The organism is Rhodococcus quanlei (assembly GCF_055231015.1).
The window spans coordinates 1-17,069 of record NZ_JBUYWD010000021.1; the positions used below are offsets into that span (position 1 = coordinate 1).

Genomic DNA, 17,069 nt, shown 5'->3' on the forward strand with positions numbered 1-17,069 from the left:
GTCCCCCTGCACCCCGCGCATAAACACCCAGCCCCAACACTGTGGTGGGGCCCGCAGTCGACGGCGGGCCCCTCCACTGTTTGGCTGCTCTCAGGCGGACGGAGCGAACCCGACCTTGCGTGGGTCGGTCGGACCGATCTCGACGTAGGCGATCTTCGATGCCTGCACGAGATACTTGCGGCCCTTCTCGTCGGCCAACGTCAGGATGTCGGCCTTTCCACTCAGTGCGCCCGACACGAGGGATTCGACCTCGTCCGCCGTCTGATCGCTGCTGACGACCAGCTCCCGCGGGCTGTCGATTACGCCGATCTTGACCTCCACGGTCAACCTCCGAACTCTCCGAGAACTATCAGCTGTCCAGGCCAGGCTAATGCAGCCGCCCGCGCTCCGGCGGTCAGCACGCCTGTGCCGAGAGCGAACAAGCGCCTATCGGTCATACGAGACCGAGAACGGTCATTCGCTCCGCGTGCATCTCCTGCATCCGATCGAACAACACGACGACACCGTTGAGATCCCCGGATGCGGTGATGACGAGATCGGTCAGCGCGTCACGTTGCGCGAGCACGTACTGCGCCTGGGTGATCGCCTCGCCGAGCAACCGGCGCCCCCACAACATGAGTCGATCCTTGTCGCGCTTGCTGGCCTCGATGGCCTGACGAACCTCGTGGACGACGAACTCGGAATGCCCGGTGTCGGCCAGGACCTCTTCCACCGTCTCGGACACCTCCGGTGGCAGCGAATGACCGATCTCGCGATAGAAGTCGGCAGCGATGCCGTCACCGACGTATGCCTTGACGAGCGCTTCCAACCACGTCGACGGATTGGTCGACGCGTGATAATCGTCAAGGGCCCGCACGAACGGATCCATGGACTCGTAGATATGGAACCCACGATCGGTCAGCGCCTGCTCGAGCACCTCGAAGTGGTTCATCTCCGCGGCTGCCATGCTGGCCAGTGCCACTTTTCCTTCCAAATTGCGCGCCATTCGCGCGTCGTCTGCCAGACGATAGAACGCCGAGATCTCGCCGTAGGCGAGTACGGCGAACAGCTCTCCCACCCCCGGGTGGCTGGGCGAAACAGTGGATGTCGACGATGCGGACGTATCAGCTCCCATGAGCTCAGAGCGTAGTGCGCGGCCGGTGACGTTTGCCATGCTCGGGGGTCACCACAGGGCCATCCGGCTACAATGACTGTGGAAGCCGCACGATCGCCGTCCTGTGCACTCTTCGGACGGACACACATTTCGAACGAACCACTTTGTTCGTCAGCGGCTCCGAGACAATGTGCGCGCACCTGATCGTCCGTTCCCACCGCTTCGCCGAGATCATCCGATTTCCGCGCTGAGGCGGAGGCAGGAACCGGCCGAAGAGGACGTCGGCAAGACGTCGACTGGGAAACGGGCCGAACGTTCGGCCTGGCCCTCACCTCGTGCGTGCGTGCAGCTACGAGGAAGGCTAGTCCCCTGAGCAAGATCACCGTCGACCATGAAGACGACGCAACCGAGACCACTTTGTCGGCGACTCTCGACAAGTCCCACGTCGCCCCCACATTCGCCGAACTCGGCGTCCGAGACGAGATCGTCCGGGCCCTCGGCGAAATCGGCATCGAACGCACCTTCGCGATTCAAGAACTGACGCTGCCCCTCGCCCTCGCCGGCGACGACCTCATCGGCCAGGCCCGCACAGGTATGGGCAAGACGTTCGGGTTCGGCGTTCCGTTGCTGCACCGAATCTCCACAGGGACGACAGGCACCGCTGCGCTGGACGGAACTCCGCGCGCGCTCGTCATCGTTCCCACCCGCGAACTGTGTGTCCAGGTCACCAAGGATCTGGAGAACGCCTCGAAATACCTGAAGGGCGAAAAGGACAAGCTCGAAGTCCTCGCGATCTACGGCGGACGCCCCTACGAAGCCCAGATCGAGACCCTGCAGAAGGGTGCCGACGTGATCGTGGGCACCCCGGGTCGCCTACTCGACCTCGCGAAGCAGGGTCACCTGATCCTCGGCAAGGTCGGCGTCCTCGTGCTCGACGAGGCCGACGAGATGCTCGACCTCGGGTTCCTCCCCGACATCGAGCGCATCCTCGGGATGGTCCCAGAGAAGAGACAGACCATGCTCTTCTCGGCCACCATGCCCGGACCGATCATCACTCTCGCCCGCACGTTCCTCACGCAGCCCACCCACATCAGGGCGGAGGAGGCGGAATCGTCCGCCGTCCACGAGCGGACCAGCCAGCACATCTACCGCGCCCACGCGCTCGACAAGGCCGAGATGGTCGCCCGCGTACTCCAGGCCGAGGGTCGCGGCGCCACCATGATCTTCACCCGCACGAAGCGGACCGCGCAGAAGGTGGCGGACGACCTCTCCGAGCGCGGGTTCGCGGTGGGCTCCGTCCACGGCGATCTCGGTCAGATCGCCCGCGAAAAGGCGCTCAAGTCGTTTCGTAACGGTAAGGTCGACGTCCTGGTAGCGACCGATGTCGCTGCTCGCGGCATCGACATCGACGATGTCACCCACGTCATCAACTACCAGTGCCCCGAGGACGAGAAGACGTACGTGCACCGCATCGGCCGTACCGGCCGCGCCGGCCGCACCGGTACAGCTGTCACCCTCGTGGACTGGGACGACATCCCCCGCTGGCAGCTGATCGACAAGGCACTCGGGCTGAACATCCCGGACCCGGCCGAGACGTACTCGAGTTCCCCGCACCTGTACGAGGAACTGTCGATCCCGACCGACGCCAAGGGTTCGATCAAGAAGAAGCCTGCTCAGAAGCGCGACGACGAGAACGCAGGCAGCTCCGAGCGCACGTCCAAGCGGCCTGCCCGAACCCGGAACCGTCGCCGCACCCGTGGCGGCAAGCCGACGTCCGCAAACAACGAGCAGCCCGCAGCACAGACGACCCCCGGCGACCATTCGGCAGCGGGCGCCTCCGGAAGCGAGGGTGCGTCCAAGCCGCGTCGTCGCCGTCGCCGTCGCCCGGCAAAGGCCGCCGGCACCCCCGCGGCCGGTTCCACTGCATCGGAGTAATCTGCCACAGTGCTCCCACCCGAACGGCGTACCCGCGTCGATCTGATCGTCGCGGCCGCCATCGCGGTGCTTCTGCTCGTGGCAGCGACCATCGTCTGGTTGTTCAGCGACGCTCGCGGCACCACCTCGGTGACGGCCGAGCAGGTGCCCGAGCAGGCCGCGTCCGTTTCGGCCCCACCCGAAACGTTGGCCCAGGCCTGGGAAGCCCCGAGTGCCGCCACCAGCACCCCTGTGACGGCCGCCGCTTCGGTGGTCGTGACCGCCGATGGCGGCACAGTGGTGGGCCGTGACCGCCGGAACGGGGACGAACTGTGGCGATACGAACGCGACCTCGCGCTGTGTGGTGTCGTCGGCGCCTTCGACGACGTGGTGGCCGTGTACCGCGACGACCGTGGCTGCTCGCAGGCCACCAAGCTCCGCGGCGGCACGGGTGTCCGAGATGCTGCTCGCAACAGTGACGCCGACCCGGACGTCACGGTGACCGACGAAGGCACCTACGTCTCGTCCCGCGGTGATCGGCGCATGGAGTTGTGGCGTTCCGATCTCGTTCGCACCCTCGAGTACGGCCGGGTGGACGCTCAGGTCAACCCGGACAGCCAGCCACGCAGCGGGTGTCGACTTCTCGACTCCGGTGCCAGTGACTCGCGGGCCGCTGTCCTGGAGCGTTGTCCGGGCGAGCAGGCGGCCCGGTTGACGATCCTCGACCCAGCGCCCGAGGACGGCCGGGAACCGGAAGAGTTCGGCTCGTCGGTACTAGCGGAACTCGATCTCGACGCGGAGGGTGCCCGCATCATCGCGGTGAGCGGCGACAACACCGCGGTCTATCTGCCTGCAGGAGCGACCTCGGGCGACCGGATCGGTATCTATGGCGGCGACGGGAAACAGTTGTCGATCTATCCGCTCCCCCGGCCGGTCGGCCCGAACGTGCTGGCCGCCACCACGGGGTCGAACGATGCGATCGGGCCCACGATCACCTGGTGGACGGGCACCGAAGTCCTGAAACTGGACCATCACAGCCTGCAACCACAGTGGGCGTTCGTCGGCGCACTGGGTCCCGGCGCGGCGATGGGCAACAACCTGCTCGTCCCGGTGAAGTCCGGAATCGCCGTCCTCGACCTGGCCACCGGACGACCGCACCGCGTCATCGAATTCGATCGTGGCAACTACGAGGGGCCGATCACGACCGCAGTGCTCGGGGGCGTGATTCTCGAGCAGCGCGGGGACACCGTCGTGGCACTCACTTCTCGCCCCAGCTGACACATTGCCGGCGGAACGTCGCTCGGTACCGGGACGGTGACACACCGACCGCCCGTACGAAGTTCTGACGCAGCGCGGTCGCGGTGCCGAACCCTGATTCGGCGGCGACATCGTCGATCGGAAGTTCCGTGGTCTCGAGCAGCTCACGTGAACGATTGATTCGCTGTTCGGTCAGCCACCGCTGCGGCGACGTCCCCGTCTCGTCCCGGAACCTACGGGTGAAGGTGCGGACGCTCATGTGTTCGTGTGCTGCCAGTTCACCGAGCGACACCGGCTGATCGAGGTGCGCCAGCGCCCACGCACGGGCGGCGGCGGTGGACGAACCCGTGCGCTCCGGGATCGGCTGGGTGATGAATTGCGCCTGGCCGCCCGTGCGATGCGGTGGGACCACCGTCGCCCGCGCGACTGCGTTCGCAACCGAGGCGCCGTGATCGACACGCACCATGTGCAGGCACAGATCGATTCCCGCTGCTACACCGGCCGCCGTCAGAATGTTCCCGTCGTGCGTGTAGAGCACGCTCGGATCGAGACGCACATTCGGATAGAGACGCCGAAATGCCTCGGCCGACTTCCAATGAGTGGTGGCAGTGCGGCCCTCGAGCAACCCGGCAGCGGCAAGCACGAACGAGCCCGTACAGATGGAGGCGATACGGGTGCCCGGCTCGACTCGGGCCAGCACCTCGGCCGGACCGGTCGCAAGAGCGCCGTCGCCTGGAGGGTCGTAATCGGCGTTGGAGGCGGGTACCACGACCGTATCGGCAATACCTAGCAGTTCGGCCCCGTGCGCCACAGTCAACATCACGTCCGTATCCGTGTGCACGGAGCCCGCTGCGAGCGCACACGTGCGGACCTCGTACAACGGCTGCCCTTCCGCCGAACGCGCTTCACCGAAGATGCGGTGCACGATTCCGAGTTCGATGGGAAGCACTCCGTCGCGGACGAAGACGGCCACACGATGGGCTCGCTTCTCGGTCATGGCCGGATTCTTTCACACTATGTCTGTCCGGCCACTGTTCTGTGCGCCGAGACATCGACACGATGGACCAGCAAACAGACGACGCACCGAGCGACGAAGGAAGAGGCGATGAAGATCCTCTGGGTAACCGCCCATCCCGAACCCCACTCGCTGACTCAGCATCTGGCCGCCGACGGCATAGCGGCGCTCGAGGCGGCGGGACACGAGGTACGGCATTCAGACCTGTACCGGATGAACTGGAACCCGGTGGTCACCGGGGACGACTTCGGACACGACGGGCGTCGCCGCCTTCTCGTGGGCAAGCGATCCCGGCGAGCACTCGACGACGGAACCCTTGCTGCCGACATCCGCCAAGAGCACCGCAAAATCGACTGGGCAGACGCCCTCGTCGTCCAGTTCCCCTTGTGGTGGTTCGGGATGCCCGCGATCCTCAAAGGCTGGTTCGATCGCATTCTCGTGCAAGGCTACGGCTACGGGGTGCACCGAAACGCCGTCGAGACGGGTCAGCGAGTCGGTTCGACACGACGTTACGGCGACGGACTTCTCGCAGGTAAGCGGGCCACGATCGTGGTCAGCTTCGGCGGCAGCGCACACACTGTCGGCCCGCGAGGAATCAACGGCCGGATGGACGAGCTTCTGTTCCCGATCCAGCACGGCATCTTCTGGTACACGGGAATGTCCGTGGTGGAACCGTTTCTGGTGGACAGTGCCGATCGCCTCACGCCCGACGACTACCACGACGTCGCCGCCCGATTGTCGGAGCATGTGCGCGGTCTGTTCGACCGGGATCCGATTCCGTTCTATTCGCAGGACGCCGACTACGACGAGAATTTCGTACTCCTGCCGGATCGGTCGCCCGGCACCAGCGGGGTGCGTGCGCACTCACGCTGACTGAAACGTGTTCTAATCCATGAATGCCTACCTATGCGATCACCGGTGCCGCCTCCGGAATCGGCGCGGCAACCCGCAAACGCCTCCTGGCCGCAGGCCACACCGTGATCGGCGTCGACATCCACGACGCCGACGTCGTCGCGGACCTGTCCACCCCGGCCGGACGCAATGACGCCGCCGCGGCAACGACCGAACTCGCCGGTAACCGGCTCGACGGAGCGATCTGCTGCGCCGGGCTGGGACCACTGGCCGGCCACTCCGGTGGAAAACTGGCAGCCGTCAATTACTTCGGAACGGTCGGATTCGCCGCGGGAATCCGTACCGCACTCGAGGCCACGGGGTCCGCATCGGTGGTTGTCGTCTCGTCGAGCAGCACCACCACCCAGCCCGGCATCCCCGAGGAACTCGTCGCCGACTGCCTTGCAGGCAACGAGGCCGACGCCGTTCGACGGGCCGACGAGCTCACCGCGATCCCGACCTATCCGGCCACGAAACTCGCACTCGCCCGATGGATTCGCCGTGAGGCGATTCGGCCCGACTGGATCGAACGCGGTATTCGCCTCAACGCCATCGCCCCCGGGATGATCGATACCCCGATGACCGGCGGGGACGACCTCGACCCCGAACTCGCCAAGGCGCTGGAGTTCTATCCCGTACCGCTCGGTCGTCGTGGCCTGCCCGACGAGATTGCCGCATTGGCCGAATTCCTACTCGGACCTGGTTCGACCCTGATGTGCGGCAGCGTGGTGTTCGCCGACGGTGGGACCGACGCACAATTGCGCCAGGCCGACTGGCCGGCGCCGTGGCATCCCACTCAGGAGGAGCTCAGCCGGCACTTCCCACCGCGAAAGTGATCAACTCGGATCCCGACCAATGCTTGGCCAGATTCTCGGCCAGATCACGATAGGCCTGTGCGCCCTTGTTCTTTCGGCCGGAGAGCACAGTTGCGCCTGACGCCGTGGCCTCCGCGAACCGCACTGTCCGCGGGATCGGCGGCGCCAGAACCGGAAGGTCGTAGCGGTCCGAGACGTCGGACAGGACGTCTCGGCTGTGCGTGGTGCGCGAGTCGTACAGCGTGGGAAGCGCCCCCAGCAGTACGAGATCGGGGTTGGTGATCTGCTGCACCTCGCTCACTGTGCGCAGCAGTTGTCCGACACCGCGATGCGCCAGCATTTCGCATTGCAGCGGAACGAGAACCGACTGGGCTGCGGTGAGACCGTTCAGCGTCAGCACACCCAGCGACGGCGGGCAGTCGATGAGGATGGTGTCGTATTCGTCGTGGAGCGGGGCGAGGGCACGCTTGAGCGCGAATTCGCGGCCGGGCCGCATCAGAAGCATCGCTTCCGCCCCCGCCAGGTCGATGGTGGCCGGCAGAAGACGCACCCCGTCGTCCGTGTCGATGACGACCTTCTCCGCCGCCGTGTCCCCAGTCAGGACGTCGTGGACGGAGACGTCCAGTCGATCGGGATTGTGACCCAGCGAGAACGTCAGGCAACCTTGTGGGTCGAGATCGACCACCAGGACTCGCTGCCCCAGCGAGACCAATGCCGCCCCCAACGACGCCACGGTGGTGGTCTTGGCGACCCCACCCTTCTGATTGGCCACTGCAAGAATGGTTGTCACGTAATCGATCCTCACTTAACGCCCGGTGTCCGCGTGGTCGCTGCAATGATAGTTCGATGAGTGCTTCCGAAGTACCCGTTGCCACAGTTGCCGCGCGATCCGAACGGAATCCGCGCATCGTGTTGCTGCGTCACGGCCAGACCGAATGGTCGGAGCTGGGAAAACACACCGGATGCACCGACATTCCGCTCACCGAACTCGGCACGGACCAAGCACGGCGTGTCGCACCCACGATTGCTGCACTCGGCCTTCGCACGCCGCTCGTCGTGTCCAGCCCCCTGTTGCGGGCTCACCGCACCGCCGGCCTGGCGGGGCTGCGGGTGACCCGTACGTGGGATGCTCTGGCCGAATGGGACTACGGCACCTACGAAGGACTCACCACCCCCGAAATCCGTGAATCCGTCCCGGACTGGACGGTGTGGACGCACCCGTGCCCCGGCGGAGAATCCGCCGAAGCCGTCCACCACCGATGCGACCTCGTGCTGTCCGTCGCACGGTCGCAACTGGCCGACCGGGACGTCGTTCTCGTCGGGCACGGCCATTTTTCCCGCGCACTCGTTTCCCGATGGCTCGAGCTTCCGGTGCGGGAGGGCCGTAGGTTTGCATTGACTGCCGCAGGGCTGTCGGTCCTCGGTTTCGAGCGCGGCACCGCGCAACTGATCAGTCACAACATCGCCGGTTGAGGAAGGTGCGGTATGAATCGCAGTGCAGGTGTCCAGGGGTCAGGTGTTCGAGGTGCAGCGATCCGACGAGCCGAGCCCGGCGACGCCGCCGATATCACCGAGCTGATCCACCTCCTCGCCACCCATCAACGAGCCGCCGACGAGTGCACCGTCACCGAGGCGCAGATCCGTGAGGCACTGTTCGCCCTGAATCCGTCGGCATTCGCACACGTGGCGTGCAACGAATCGGGCGAAGTGGTCGGGATCGCAGTATGGTTCCTCAACTACTCCACCTGGGACGGCAGTCATGGGATCTACCTCGAAGACCTCTATGTGCGACCGACCGAACGTGGATCGGGGCACGGCAAGGCTCTCCTCGCGACGCTCGCCCACGAATGCGTGCGCCAGGGCTACACCCGACTGTCCTGGTCTGTCGCCAACTGGAACACACCGTCCATCGAGTTCTACGAATCCCTCGACGCGAAACCTCAGAACGAGTGGACGACGTACCGGTTGGCCGGAACGCCCCTCGAGACCCTGGCCTCGGAGGTCGACTGACACCGCTCAGGGCTCGTCCGTCGCCTCGGACTCCTCGCCGTATTGGGCTTCCATCCACCGTGATGTGGGCCCACTGAACAAGCAGCCGAGTGCCCCGACCACGACCACCCCGAGGAGCACCCCGAAGAGCAACTGGTGCGAGTCGGTCAGCAACGCCCATGCCACCGGAAGCAGCAGCAATTGCGCGACGATGGCGATGGCGCGTCCCCACCTCCTACCGAGCAACAACGCGATTCCAGCCGCGAGAACAGCGCCACCCAGAATTGCGAACCAGGCTGCGGTGCCGTAACCGCTGATAAAGGTCTCCTTGTGCCCGAGCAGACCCCGAATCACGAGAGCGACGGCCACACCCACAGCGACCAGGCCTTCGAGTGTCACCAACGCACCGGCGCATCGAACGGTGCGGGGCGGGGCGTGGCTTACTGATGGTGCGGACACCCGACCAGCCTAGAGCACCGGCCCGGACCCGCCGCCCGGAGGAACGCTGCGCGATGATGGGTGCGTGATAGTCGAGCATGCGCAATTGTCGGTGCGACCGGGGCGCGAGACCGAGTTCGAGTCGGCGTTCGCCGAGGCCGAGTCCATCATCGCCGGAATGCCGGGCTTCGGCCGGTTACACCTGTCGCGATGCATGGAGCGGCCGAACGTCTACCTGCTGCTCGTGGAGTGGGAGCGACTCGAAGACCACACCGTAGGTTTTCGCGGCTCGGCCGAGTACGAGCGCTGGCGTGCTCTGCTTCACCACTTCTACGACCCGTTTCCCGTCGTCGAGCACTACGCGCCCGTTCTTACCCAGCAGTGATCTGTCACCCCGTCACCTGCTCAGCCATCGGTGGAACCGCCGATTCAGAGCTGGGGTGACGAACCACACCATGGATGCGACCGCCAGTGGCACGATCACCGCCAACCGGACCGGTTGGGGCAGACCCTCCATGACCGGGGCCGACCCAGCCACCAGCACGGTCAGCACCGGGTAGATGCCACACACGGTCAGCAACCACACCTTCCACCGGCGCGGCGGATGTGACGGCGACGTGATCGGCACTGTCGGTGTACTTGAAGTAATCGGGGCGCTTGGAGTTGTCGGGGCACTTGTCGCCGCCCTTGGATCTGTCTGTACTGGATCTGTCTGCACTGAAACCTCCAGGTTGTCGTTGCCGGATGCACAACCCACTCTCGAGCGTCGAGGCCGAGCCGTGAAGGCAGAGCCGTTCCTGGCAGTGACGCAACCAGGAACACTCACCGGAGTGTTGAAAGGATCGAACGCGTGAACACTTCCGGCCCACTGGGCGAATTTCTCCGCTCTCGCCGGGCAACGGTCCGGCCGGCCGACGTCGGTCTACCCGCAGGGCTGGGCCTGCGTCGGACTCCTGGACTGCGGAGAGAGGAGCTCGCCACCTCGCGGGTGTGAGCTTCGACTACTACACCCGCCTCGAGCAGGGCCGCGAACGTCGGCCGGGTCGTGCGGTTCTCGACAGCCTGGCCCGCGCGCTGCGCCTGACCGCCGACGACAGGCGGCACCTGCGACACCTCGCGACCCTCACCGCCGACCCTCCCGTCGCCGCGGCACCGGCCCCCGTCACAGCAGTGCGGCGGAGCATCAACGCCCTGCTGACCCAGCTGAGACCGTCACCGGCGTACGCGCTCAATCGAGTCGGCGACATGGTCGCGGCCAATCCGGAGGGCATGGCCCTGTTCCACGGCATCGGATCGTGGCCGCCGGATCGACGGAACACGGTCCGTTACATCTTCACGTACCCGCTCGCCCGAGACCTGTTCGTCGACTGGGAGACCACTGCTCGGGCCAGCGTCGCTCAACTGCGGACGATGAACGAGCGATACCCCACCGACCCGCATCTGCTCGAACTCGTCGCCGAACTCGAGGTTGCCGACGCAACATTTCGCCGACTTTGGGCAAACCATGAGGTCGGGCCACGCAGGCACACCACGAAAACGTTCGATCATCCAGTCCTCGGCGTCGTCACCTACGATTTCGAAACCCTGCACCTGCCCGACGGTGAACTACGCATCTCCGTCTACACGGACCCCGACCGCTAGGCTCATGCCCTGTGCGTGCACTGCTGATCGTCAATCCGAACGCCACGTCGACGACCCCCGCCGGGCGCGACCTACTCGCGCACGCGCTGTCGAGCCGGGTACGCCTGACCGTCGAGCACACAACTCATCGTGGGCATGCCGCGGAGCTGGCGAAACGAGCACGCGAAGAGGGCATGGGACTGGTCATCGTGCACGGTGGCGACGGCACCGTCAACGAGGTCGTCAATGGTCTTCTCGGCTCACCCGATCCGGACAGCATGCAGGCGGTGACCGTCGGGCCGATCCCGCCGATCGCCGTCGTTCCGGGCGGCTCCGCGAATGTTTTCGCCCGCTCGCTCGGCCTCGCACCCGACCCTGTGGACGCGACCAACCAACTGATCGACCTGCTGACGTTCCGGCGCAAACGCAGAATCGGGCTCGCGCACTGCGACAACCGCTGGTTCACCTTCAATGCCGGCATGGGCTGGGACGCACAGGTCTGCGAGGCGGTGGACGCCCACCGCACGGACGGAAGCCCTGCCAGCCCCTCCCGGTACGTGCGATCGGCGATCCACAGCTACTTCCAGCGCAAGTCCGCCGATCCCACGCTGACCGTGGAGATACCCGGGCAAGATTCAGTCGAGGGCGTGCACTTCTCGTTCGTCTCCAACGCCAGCCCGTGGACGTACCTGAACAAGCGCGAGGTGCACACCAATCCGGGAACTTCGTACGACACCGGGCTCGGGGTGTTCGCCATGAAAACGACGTCGTTCTTCGCGACGATGCGCGTGGTCCGGCAGTTGTTGACGCGGGGCGCCAAGCCGGCTTCGAGGCATCTTTTCCGGGTCGACGACGTGCCGCGCGTGCGCATCACAGCATCGGAACCCATCGGGCTTCAGATGGACGGGGACTACATCGGATTGCGCACCGAGGCCGAGTTCGTGGCCGTACCGGACGTTGTGGATGTCGTGGCGCCGCCGAGGCCGTAAACTGGGATGATTCGGGCAGGTCAGACAACCCTCGAATCCTATACTGGAACGCCACACAAAGGCAAACCTAACTACGTGAGCCTCCCCACGGAACGGCCGGTTTCTATTGACATCGCGCCAGTTCGTGAAAGCATTCACAAGCAACAACGCGGAAACACCAAGTACGCGCAGCTGAACTCGAATCAAACGAAACGGTGCGAATTCGCACCCAGTTAAGGAGCAGAAGGATGGACTGGCGCCACAACGCAATCTGTCGTGACGAAGACCCCGAATTGTTCTTCCCCGTGGGCAACAGTGGTCCGGCTCTCGCTCAGATCGCGGATGCCAAGGTTGTCTGCAACCGCTGCCCGGTGACCGCCGATTGCCTCGCATGGGCACTCGAATCGGGCCAGGACGCGGGCGTGTGGGGCGGCATGAGCGAAGACGAGCGTCGCGCACTCAAGCGCCGTAACGCCCGCACGCGGGCACGCACCACCGTCTGACACGTCAGAACATGAGGTCGGCCCGGCACCACATGGTGCCGGGCCTTTTGCTGACCGACGGCATTCGGCGCCTCCGACCCAGGACCTTCTACGACCCAAGATCTTCGACGATCTAGGACCTTCGACGTTCGCCGCTCTGTCCTCGCCGTCCGTGTGGAACCCGCAACGCGGCGTCCGTACCGCCGTCCGGGCCATTGCGGAGCGTGAGCGATCCTCCCAGTTCGGCGGCCACCAAGGTGCGGACGATCTGCAACCCCAGCCGATCCGAACTCTCCAGATCGAAACCGGGCGGCAACCCGTTGCCGTCGTCGTGCACCACGACGTCCAGCCAGCGGGCGGATCGTTCGGCGCGAATGGTGACATGCCCGGCAACACCCGGATCGAATGCGTGCTCGATCGCGTTCTGAATCAGTTCGTTCATCACCATCACCATCGGTGTGGCACGTTCCGCGCTGAACACCCCCAGACTGCCCACGCGCTCCACGGCGACCGGGGTGGCCACCGTCGCGACATCGGACAGGATGGGCACCAACCGATCGACCACGTCGTCGAGGTTCACCTCCTCGTCCACCGACATCGACAACGTGTCGTGCACGAGCGCGATGGACGTCACCCGGCGAACCGATTCGGTGAGCGCCTGCTGCGCTTCGCCGTTCTGAGTTCGACGGGCCTGCAACCGCAGCAACGCAGCCACCGTCTGCAGATTGTTCTTCACCCGATGGTGGATTTCACGGATGGTCGCATCCTTGCTCAGCAAAGCCCGGTCCCTGCGTTTCACCTCGGTGACGTCACGTATCACCACCGCAGCACCCACCCTGGTTCCGCCGGGCTTGAGCACCAGAGCACGCAACAGAACGGTAGCCCCCCTGGCCTCGATCTCCATGCGTCGGCCGGGTTTGTCGTCGAGGGTGTCGCTGATGTATCCGGCGGCGTCTTGCGACTCGAACGGGTCCGTGACCAATGCGCGCGTCGTCGCCGCCAGATTCTGTCCGATCAGATCGGAATTGAGCCCCATCCGGTGGTAGGCCGACAACGCGTTGGGGCTCGCGTAGACGACGTTTCCGTCGATATCGAGACGGATGAAACCATCGCCCGCCCGTGGACTCGAATTGGTGTCCGCTCGCGCCTCCCGGATCGGGAAGGTGCCGTCCGTGATCATCTGGCACAAGTCGTCCGCGCAGTCGAGATACGCGACCTCGAGAGGGCTCTGAGCGCGTTGGTGACTCGAGTTGGTATCCCGGCTCAGAACGGCAATCACATCGCCTCCCCAGCGCACCGGGACGGCTTCACCACGCGGCGGAAGGCCGGTGTGTTCGCTCGTGCGCGTGTAGCCGTTCTCGCCGGACGCGCGGACGATGCGTCCGTCCTCCAACGCCCGCAGCACCTGGGGGTGCTCGGACTCCGACACCACGGTGCCGACCATGTCCTCGGGGAAGGCCGTCGACGCCGTCGTGGGTCGGCAATGAGCGACACAGATCACCGAGCCGACGCCGCCGATTCCCGAATCGGTACCGACCCACAGCAGCACGTCGGCGAACGACAGGTCGGCGAGAAGCTGCCATTCACCGACCACTCGCTGAAGGTGGTCCACCGCAGAACCCGGCAGGTTCGTGTGCTCGGCGAGCAGATCACTGAGAGTCGACACGAATCAGCTCACGAGACGACGGCGATCAGATCGCCCTGCTTGATGACATCCCCCACCTGCACGTCGACCGACGTCACGGTGCCGCTTTCCTCTGCGATGACCGGGATCTCCATCTTCATGGATTCGAGAATGACAAGCGTGTCCCCCTCCTGCACGACGTCACCCGCACTCACCACTACCTGAAAGACCGTCGAAACCATCTCGGCGCGCACGTCTTCTGCCATCGTGAATCCTCATTCCCGAATCGGACACTTTCAGTTGTCCCACAAACCCAGTTGCAATCACAGCCAACCACACGTGAAAGACTGGAGCGAAACAGAAGGGAGCCACTCATGGGTAAGCGTGGTCGCAAGAAGCGCAGCCGCAAGGGCAACAACGCCAATCACGGCAAGCGTCCGAACAGCTGAGACGCACACGAACGAGGCGTGGCCGGGAAGCATGCAGCTTCCCGGCCACGCCTTTTCACCTTCGGTTCAACGCCCCGGTTCGGTCAGCGCTCGTCCGGCCCGACCTCGGTGACGACGATCGTACGGCGCAACTCCATGCTGAGCCGTTGCCGTAGACCTTCCGGCGCGTGTTCGCCGCCGCACTTGCGGCTCACGAGAGACTTCACACGCTCTTCGATGCCGTAGGCCTCCAGACAGGATCCGCAATCGTCGAGATGGCGTTGCAGGCGAGCACGTGACGCCTCGTCGCACTCGTTGTCGAGCATCAGCCATACGTCGGCGATCACGGCCGAGCAATCGAGCCTTTCGAATTCGTCCTGCTCGCTCACCGAGAAACCTCCTGCTCCGGGGCCGTAGCGCCACGGTTGAATCCACGCTCGTGTGCCACGTCGGCCAGCAGGCCACGCAACTGCTTACGTCCGCGATGCAGACGTGACATCACGGTGCCGATCGGGGTGCCCATGATGTCCGCGATCTCCTTGTACGGAAACCCTTCGACGTCGGCGTAGTACACCGCCATCCGAAACTCTTCGGGCAACGCCTGCAGCGCGGCCTTGATGTCGTCGTCCGGGAGCGCATCGAGAGCTTCGACCTCTGCGGAACGCAGCCCGGTCGAGGTGTGCTCCGCAGACGCTGCGAGCTGCCAGTCCGTGATCTCCTCGGTCGGGTACTGGGCCGGCTGCCGCTGCTTCTTGCGGTACGAATTGATGTAGGTGTTGGTGAGGATGCGGTAGAGCCAAGCCTTGAGGTTGGTGCCCGCCCGGAACGAACGGAACGCGGAATACGCCTTCACATACGTTTCCTGGACGAGATCCTCCGCATCCGCCGGATTGCGGGTCATCCGCAGGGCGGCGCCGTAGAGCTGATCCAACAGTGGCAGAGCATCCCTCTCGAAGCGAGCAATCAGCTCGTCCGCAGATTCGGCCGGCCCTTTCGCCCCGGTTGGCTCGGTCGCCGGATCGTCCTTTTCCTGCACGCTGATCCCTTCGGTCGCCGTGGGCGTCAAGGTTACCGCCAACTGCACACGCGACCCGCGCGTCATCACCGAAGACCTCACGTTCACGCCTACTCCTTCGATCAATACTCTGTGGTGTCTGCTGCTAGCAACACCCGTGGGATCCGGTCTGTTCCCGGTCGCCGTACGATCCGATCCCGGTACCCCCTCGGAAGGAGTGTCGAGCAATGGCCGCAAGCACCACCCCTGCCACCACCGCCCTGAAGCGGGCAGGGATCGAACACGTGGTGCACGCCTACGACCACGACCCACGGGCTCGGTCGTACGGAACGGAGGCGGTCGACGCTCTCCGTGCCTCGCTCGGCGTGGGCGCCAATCAGGTGTTCAAGACACTCGTGATCGAACTGGACACCGGGCGCCTCGCCGTCGCCGTGATTCCCGTCCCGTGTTCGCTGTCGTTGAAGGCAGCGGCCGGTGCGCTCGGCGCCCGCAAAGCGACGATGGCAGATCCCAAGAAAGCGGAACGGACCACCGGGTACGTTCTGGGTGGGGTGTCGCCCCTCGGACAGCGGAAAACACTTCCCACCGTGATCGACGCGTCCGCGCTCACCACGGGCCGACTCCTGTGCAGCGCAGGGAGGCGCGGCCTCGAGATCGAACTCGCTCCTGCCGACCTGATCGCCGTCACCGATGCGGTCACGGCGCACATCACCGCGGTCTGAGCGTCACAGCAGGGTGATCTGTTGCCCAACCCGATCGTCACCGGCCTGGCCACCCGAGAACGGCTCGATCAGCTCGGGACCGTCGTTCTTCACCGAATTGACCTGCGTGGACACCCGCCTGACCTCGATGTCCGCATAAGCGTCGACGACCGGTTCGAGCAACCGAGGGTCTGCGGGATTTCCCGGGTCCAGCCAGGCGTCCCAGCGATCACGAGGCAGCACGAGGGGCATGCGATCGTGCACCGCGGTCAGATGCGCTGCCGAGTCGACGGTGACGACGCTGCAACTGAGCAGCGGCACCCTGCCCGTCTCGCCCGCGGCTTCGGCCTCCGGGTCGTGCCACACCGACCAAACGGCTGCAACCAACAATCGCGAACCGTCCCGCGGCGTCATGAAGTAGGGGATCTTGACTGCCTTCGGAGTGCGAGAACCTGCCTTGATCTGCGATTCGGTCTCCCACTCGAACCATCCGTCCATGGGTACGAGAGCACGCTTGCGTTGAAACGACGCCCTGAAGGCGGACTTCTCGGCAAGGCTCTCCGCCCGGGCGTTGATCAGCATCGGACCCTTGCCGAGTTGTGTGGTCCACGGCGGGACCAGACCCCACCGCATCCCCCTGATTCGCCGCGCACCGTGCCGATCCACAACAGCACACACCCGATCGGTGGGCGCGACGTTGTACTTGGGTGCAGGCCGCACCGACTCGTCCAGATCGGACGCCTCGTCCACGGCATCGAGGTCTGCCGCCAACGTCGCCGGATTCGCCGTGGTCGCGTATCTGCCGCACATGAGACCAGG

The 17,069-nt window shown here is 65.1% G+C and carries 23 protein-coding genes; 12 read left to right on the forward strand and 11 right to left on the reverse strand.

The features are described from left to right. Positions 1–90: 90 nt before the first annotated feature. Both ACZI8Q_RS15270 and ACZI8Q_RS15275 read right to left on the reverse strand, forming a co-directional pair. Positions 91–321 carry a DUF3107 domain-containing protein gene (locus ACZI8Q_RS15270; RefSeq protein WP_463374402.1) on the reverse strand — a complete coding sequence of 77 codons (231 nt, stop codon included), beginning with the start codon at positions 319–321 and terminating at the stop codon, positions 91–93. Between the two features lie 112 nt (positions 322–433). Continuing rightward, positions 434–1,114 (reverse strand): ferritin-like fold-containing protein, encoded by a 681-nt coding sequence (locus ACZI8Q_RS15275; protein WP_463374403.1) that lies wholly within the window; start codon positions 1,112–1,114, stop codon positions 434–436. Between the two features lie 318 nt (positions 1,115–1,432). Between ACZI8Q_RS15275 and ACZI8Q_RS15280 the strand changes: the two genes are divergently transcribed. Both ACZI8Q_RS15280 and ACZI8Q_RS15285 read left to right on the forward strand, forming a co-directional pair. Continuing rightward, positions 1,433–3,028, forward strand: a complete 1,596-nt coding sequence (locus ACZI8Q_RS15280) for a DEAD/DEAH box helicase (protein WP_463374404.1) — start codon at positions 1,433–1,435, stop codon at positions 3,026–3,028. Positions 3,029–3,037: 9 nt separating this feature from the next. Further along, positions 3,038–4,285 (forward strand): Rv3212 family protein, encoded by a 1,248-nt coding sequence (locus ACZI8Q_RS15285; RefSeq protein ID WP_463374405.1) that lies wholly within the window; start codon positions 3,038–3,040, stop codon positions 4,283–4,285. Here the strand turns inward: ACZI8Q_RS15285 and ACZI8Q_RS15290 are convergent. Beyond that, positions 4,266–5,261, reverse strand: coding sequence for a GlxA family transcriptional regulator (locus tag ACZI8Q_RS15290; RefSeq protein ID WP_463374406.1), 996 nt, complete (start codon positions 5,259–5,261; stop codon positions 4,266–4,268). The two genes, ACZI8Q_RS15285 and ACZI8Q_RS15290, sit on opposite strands and share 20 nt — an antisense overlap. A 108-nt stretch (positions 5,262–5,369) precedes the next feature. Here ACZI8Q_RS15290 and ACZI8Q_RS15295 point away from each other — a divergent pair, with 108 nt between their 5' ends. Together ACZI8Q_RS15295 and ACZI8Q_RS15300 are read left to right on the forward strand one after the other, a co-directional pair. Beyond that, positions 5,370–6,152, forward strand: a complete 783-nt coding sequence (locus tag ACZI8Q_RS15295; RefSeq protein ID WP_463374407.1) for an NAD(P)H-dependent oxidoreductase — start codon at positions 5,370–5,372, stop codon at positions 6,150–6,152. Between the two features lie 23 nt (positions 6,153–6,175). After that, entirely contained in the window at positions 6,176–7,006 is an 831-nt protein-coding gene (locus ACZI8Q_RS15300) for an SDR family oxidoreductase (protein ID WP_463374408.1), read from the forward strand. Here the strand turns inward: ACZI8Q_RS15300 and ACZI8Q_RS15305 are convergent. Beyond that, on the reverse strand, positions 6,978–7,775 hold the full coding sequence (locus ACZI8Q_RS15305) for a ParA family protein (protein WP_463374409.1): 798 nt from the start codon (positions 7,773–7,775) through the stop codon (positions 6,978–6,980). The two genes, ACZI8Q_RS15300 and ACZI8Q_RS15305, sit on opposite strands and share 29 nt — an antisense overlap. Before the next feature lie 56 nt (positions 7,776–7,831). Between ACZI8Q_RS15305 and ACZI8Q_RS15310 the strand changes: the two genes are divergently transcribed. After that, a complete protein-coding gene (locus ACZI8Q_RS15310) occupies positions 7,832–8,458 on the forward strand; it encodes an acid phosphatase (protein WP_463374410.1) in 627 nt (208 codons plus the stop codon). Between the two features lie 12 nt (positions 8,459–8,470). Beyond that, on the forward strand, positions 8,471–8,995 hold the full coding sequence (locus ACZI8Q_RS15315) for an N-acetyltransferase family protein (protein WP_463374411.1): 525 nt from the start codon (positions 8,471–8,473) through the stop codon (positions 8,993–8,995). Positions 8,996–9,001: 6 nt separating this feature from the next. Here the strand turns inward: ACZI8Q_RS15315 and ACZI8Q_RS15320 are convergent, their stop codons facing one another. Next, positions 9,002–9,433 (reverse strand): hypothetical protein, encoded by a 432-nt coding sequence (locus ACZI8Q_RS15320; RefSeq protein WP_463374412.1) that lies wholly within the window; start codon positions 9,431–9,433, stop codon positions 9,002–9,004. Positions 9,434–9,497: 64 nt separating this feature from the next. Between ACZI8Q_RS15320 and ACZI8Q_RS15325 the strand changes: the two genes are divergently transcribed. Beyond that, positions 9,498–9,797 carry an antibiotic biosynthesis monooxygenase family protein gene (locus tag ACZI8Q_RS15325; protein ID WP_463374413.1) on the forward strand — a complete coding sequence of 100 codons (300 nt, stop codon included), beginning with the start codon at positions 9,498–9,500 and terminating at the stop codon, positions 9,795–9,797. Positions 9,798–9,809: 12 nt separating this feature from the next. Here ACZI8Q_RS15325 and ACZI8Q_RS15330 read toward each other — a convergent pair whose 3' ends face one another. Continuing rightward, positions 9,810–10,040, reverse strand: a complete 231-nt coding sequence (locus tag ACZI8Q_RS15330) for a hypothetical protein (protein ID WP_463374414.1) — start codon at positions 10,038–10,040, stop codon at positions 9,810–9,812. A 248-nt stretch (positions 10,041–10,288) separates the two neighbouring features. Between ACZI8Q_RS15330 and ACZI8Q_RS15335 the strand changes: the two genes are divergently transcribed. The 3 genes from ACZI8Q_RS15335 (at position 10,289) to ACZI8Q_RS15345 (ending at position 12,503) form a co-directional block, all read left to right on the forward strand. Then, positions 10,289–11,053, forward strand: coding sequence for a helix-turn-helix transcriptional regulator (locus ACZI8Q_RS15335; RefSeq protein ID WP_463374492.1), 765 nt, complete (start codon positions 10,289–10,291; stop codon positions 11,051–11,053). Positions 11,054–11,064: 11 nt separating this feature from the next. After that, the gene (locus ACZI8Q_RS15340; RefSeq protein WP_463374415.1) at positions 11,065–12,021 is read left to right on the forward strand and encodes a diacylglycerol/lipid kinase family protein; all 957 of its coding nucleotides are present in this window, start codon (positions 11,065–11,067) and stop codon (positions 12,019–12,021) included. A 227-nt stretch (positions 12,022–12,248) separates the two neighbouring features. Next, the gene (locus tag ACZI8Q_RS15345) at positions 12,249–12,503 is read left to right on the forward strand and encodes a WhiB family transcriptional regulator (protein WP_378573355.1); all 255 of its coding nucleotides are present in this window, start codon (positions 12,249–12,251) and stop codon (positions 12,501–12,503) included. A 112-nt stretch (positions 12,504–12,615) separates the two neighbouring features. Here the strand turns inward: ACZI8Q_RS15345 and ACZI8Q_RS15350 are convergent, their stop codons facing one another. Continuing rightward, positions 12,616–14,148: a sensor histidine kinase gene (locus ACZI8Q_RS15350; protein ID WP_463374416.1), complete on the reverse strand. Its 1,533-nt coding sequence runs from the start codon at positions 14,146–14,148 to the stop codon at positions 12,616–12,618. Positions 14,149–14,156: 8 nt separating this feature from the next. Further along, positions 14,157–14,372 (reverse strand): biotin/lipoyl-binding carrier protein, encoded by a 216-nt coding sequence (locus ACZI8Q_RS15355; RefSeq protein ID WP_463374417.1) that lies wholly within the window; start codon positions 14,370–14,372, stop codon positions 14,157–14,159. 108 nt (positions 14,373–14,480) lie between these two features. Between ACZI8Q_RS15355 and ACZI8Q_RS15360 the strand changes: the two genes are divergently transcribed. Beyond that, entirely contained in the window at positions 14,481–14,555 is a 75-nt protein-coding gene (locus ACZI8Q_RS15360; RefSeq protein ID WP_463374494.1) for a 50S ribosomal protein bL37, read from the forward strand. Between the two features lie 83 nt (positions 14,556–14,638). Here ACZI8Q_RS15360 and rsrA read toward each other — a convergent pair whose 3' ends face one another. Further along, entirely contained in the window at positions 14,639–14,923 is a 285-nt protein-coding gene (gene rsrA, locus ACZI8Q_RS15365) for a mycothiol system anti-sigma-R factor (protein ID WP_463374418.1), read from the reverse strand. Beyond that, positions 14,920–15,570 carry a sigma-70 family RNA polymerase sigma factor gene (locus ACZI8Q_RS15370; protein ID WP_463374495.1) on the reverse strand — a complete coding sequence of 217 codons (651 nt, stop codon included), beginning with the start codon at positions 15,568–15,570 and terminating at the stop codon, positions 14,920–14,922. Before ACZI8Q_RS15370 ends, rsrA begins: the two co-directional genes overlap by 4 nt. Before the next feature lie 206 nt (positions 15,571–15,776). On the opposite strand from ACZI8Q_RS15370, the gene ybaK reads away from it, so the two are divergent. Further along, complete coding sequence (gene ybaK / locus ACZI8Q_RS15375) at positions 15,777–16,271, forward strand: Cys-tRNA(Pro) deacylase (RefSeq protein ID WP_463374419.1); 495 nt, start codon at positions 15,777–15,779, stop codon at positions 16,269–16,271. 3 nt (positions 16,272–16,274) lie between these two features. On the opposite strand, the gene ACZI8Q_RS15380 is transcribed toward ybaK, so the two are convergent. Then, entirely contained in the window at positions 16,275–17,060 is a 786-nt protein-coding gene (locus ACZI8Q_RS15380; protein ID WP_463374420.1) for an SOS response-associated peptidase, read from the reverse strand. Positions 17,061–17,069 lie beyond the last annotated feature (9 nt).